Origin of the sequence: Candidatus Infernicultor aquiphilus (assembly GCF_002784285.1) — a bacterium.
GTDB classification, from domain to species: domain Bacteria; phylum Atribacterota; class Phoenicimicrobiia; order Phoenicimicrobiales; family Phoenicimicrobiaceae; genus Infernicultor; species Infernicultor aquiphilus.
The window spans coordinates 1-3,049 of the sequence record NZ_PFKO01000272.1 but is presented as its reverse complement, the minus strand read 5'-3'; the positions used below and the strand labels follow the sequence as shown (position 1 = coordinate 3,049).

At 32.3% G+C, this 3,049-nt stretch carries 2 protein-coding genes; both read left to right on the top strand.

Annotated elements, in window-relative coordinates; all coding sequences use genetic code 11:
- On the top strand, positions 1 to 194 hold a 194-nt coding region (locus COZ07_RS07380; RefSeq protein ID WP_406607929.1), incomplete at its 5' end, for a DUF5317 family protein.
- A gap of 260 nt (positions 195 to 454) precedes the next feature.
- Positions 455 to 3,004 carry a preprotein translocase subunit SecA gene (gene secA / locus COZ07_RS07375; RefSeq protein WP_406607928.1) on the top strand — a complete coding sequence of 850 codons (2,550 nt, stop codon included), beginning with the start codon at positions 455 to 457 and terminating at the stop codon, positions 3,002 to 3,004.
- Positions 3,005 to 3,049 lie beyond the last annotated feature (45 nt).

Sequence of the window (3,049 nt, the reverse complement as noted above, 5' to 3'; positions counted from 1 at the left end):
AAGAAGGTAGTTATGTTACTCATACTCTGATAACTGAAAAAACCTTATTTAGATTTTTAGCCGATGTTATTCCTTTACCGTCCCCCTTGCCCGATCCTTCAGTAATAAGCTTTGGAGATTTTTTAATGTTTTGTGGAGTATTTAGTTTAATTCAAAATGCAATGTTGAAGAAAGAACAGAATCCAGAAACCTAATTAGTATCGAGTATCGAGTATATAGTATGTAGCAAAGAAATAAAAATCAGAAATCAAAATATATATTGTATAGGGTTTATGTTTTAACTAACGACTAATTTACTATACGCTAAACGCTACCCGCTATACGCTAAATAGGTTTTGAATTTTGAATTATAGTTTTCCGTTTTTCGCTTTAAGTTTTTAGATTAATAATGAGATTGCCACGGATAGCATAAAAATAAAAATTTAAACAATAGAATGAAAAGGAAAAGATAATTATGTTTGAGCTAGTAAAAAAAATATTTGGCAATTCTAATGAGAGAGAATTAAAAAAGCTACAACCAATTGTAGATAAGATAAATAGTTATGAACCAAATATTTCAAAATTAAATGATGGGGAATTAAAAGACAAGACTGCTGAATTCAAAGAGAGATTAAATAAAGGGGAAGCCCTAGATAACATTCTCCCAGAAGCCTTTGCAGTAGTTCGGGAAGTAGCCAAACGAGTTACTAAAATGAGACCTTTTGACGTTCAACTTGTTGGAGGAATGGTTTTACATCAAGGAAAGATAGCAGAAATGGCTACTGGAGAAGGTAAAACATTGGTGGCTACAATGCCAGCGTATTTAAATGCTTTAAGTGGTAGTAATGTTCATATCGTTACCGTAAATGATTACTTAGCTAAGCGAGATAGATATTGGATGGGTACAATTTACGAATTCTTGGGATTAAAGGTAGGCTTGATTCAACATGACATGAACATCGATGAACGGAAGAAAGCCTATGAAGCAGCTATAGTCTATGGGACTAATAATGAATTCGGTTTTGATTATTTAAGAGACAATATGGCAATTCGATTGGAGGATGTGGTTCAAAAAGGATATCATTTTGCTATTGTTGACGAAGTGGATAGTATTTTGATAGATGAAGCCAGGACTCCTTTAATTATTTCTGGTCCTTCTGAGGAATCAACTAAGATATATGAACAGATAAACAGAATTGCTACTCGGTTACAGGAAGATACAGATTATAAACTATATGAGAAAGAAAAGACGGTTGCTCTAATCGAAGAAGGAGTCACCCACATTGAAGGATTGTTACAGATAAATAATCTATATGATGAAAATAATATGAATATACAACATCACATTATCCAGGCTTTAAAGGCACAAAGATTATTCAAGAAAGATGTTGATTATATAGTAAAAAATGGAGAAGTGATTATTGTAGACGAATTTACTGGTCGATTGATGTTTGGAAGACGATATAGTGATGGTCTTCATCAAGCCATTGAAGCAAAAGAAGGAGTAGTAATTGCTGGTGAAAATCAAACTTTGGCTACTATAACTTTTCAGAATTATTTTAGATTATATAAAAAACTTGCTGGTATGACCGGAACTGCTAAGACTGAGGAGGAAGAATTTATCCACATCTATAATCTACCGGTAGTAGTTATTCCTCCTAATAGAAGATTAATTAGATATAATTACTCAGATATAATCTATAAAACTGAAAGAGAAAAATTTAAAGCAGTTATTAGAGAGATAGTTGAAATTCATAATCTAGGGAGACCTATTTTGGTAGGGACAGTATCGATTGATAAGTCTGAAAGATTAAGTAAATTATTGAAAAAAGAGAATATTGAACATAATGTTTTAAATGCAAAAAATCACGAGAGAGAGGCAGAAATAGTTGCTCAAGCAGGTCAAGAGAGGAGGGTAACTATTTCTACTAATATGGCTGGACGAGGAACTGATATTGTCTTAGGTAAAGGGTTGGCTGAATTAGGGGGTTTACATGTAATTGGAACAGAAAGACACGAAAGTAGACGTATCGACAATCAATTAAGAGGGAGATCAGGAAGACAAGGAGATCCTGGTTCTTCCCGTTTTTTTCTTTCTTTAGAAGATGATCTTATGCGACTCTTTGGTTCTGATCGGATTTCTGGAATTATGGAAAAATTGGGCATGCAGGAGGATATTCCCATTGAACATCCTTTGATTACTAAATCGATAGAAAGTGCGCAGAAGAGAGTAGAAGGTAGGAATTTTGAAATAAGAAAACAACTTTTAGATTTTGATAATGAAATGGAATACCAGAGAAAAGTAATCTATGAACAACGGAGAATGGTTTTAGAAAGTAAAGATATTAAAAAATATATTTTAGAAATGGTAAAAGATACAGTTGAAAATATCTTAAAAAACTATACTAATAAAGAAATATATCCCGAAGAATGGGATTGGTCAGGACTTAAAGAACATATTGACCAAATCTTCTCTTTTTCATTAGCTATTCCAAAAGAGGAAATCCCCAAATTATCTATTTCTAAATTACAAGATATTTTAAACGAAAAGGCTTTTAAAATATATGAATTACGAGAAAATGAATTTACCTCACCTTTGATGAGACAGATTGAAACAATGATTGTACTACGGGTTGTAGATCGAGAATGGAAAGATAATTTACGACGTTTAGATGAATTAAAGCAAGGGATAGGATTAAGGGCTTATGGGCAGAAAGATCCTTTAATGGAATATCATTTTGAAGCCCATAATATGTTTCAAGATATGGTAAACAGTATAAAAGAAGAGGTAGTTAAATTTATTTATAAAGTCAGAATAAAAAAAGAAGAACCTCGAGGTATTAGCCAGGTGAGAAGAGAAAGACCTGCTCCCATGGTTAGTAATTCAATAAAAAATCCATCTTTTATTAAAAGGGAAAAATTGCAGGAAGAAGGAAGGGAAAAGAAGAAAAAAATAGGAAGAAATGATCCCTGTCCTTGTGGAAGTGGGTTGAAATACAAATATTGTTGTGGTAAAAATGAGTAATACAATTGAAAAACTATACCGGAGTTTTAAGAAACAAAAATTAAG

Excerpts from the sequence above, each read along its gene's own strand:
- secA (WP_406607928.1), top strand. The coding sequence starts at position 455 with ATGTTTGAGCTAGTAAAAAAAATATTTGGCAATTCTAATGAGAGAGAA.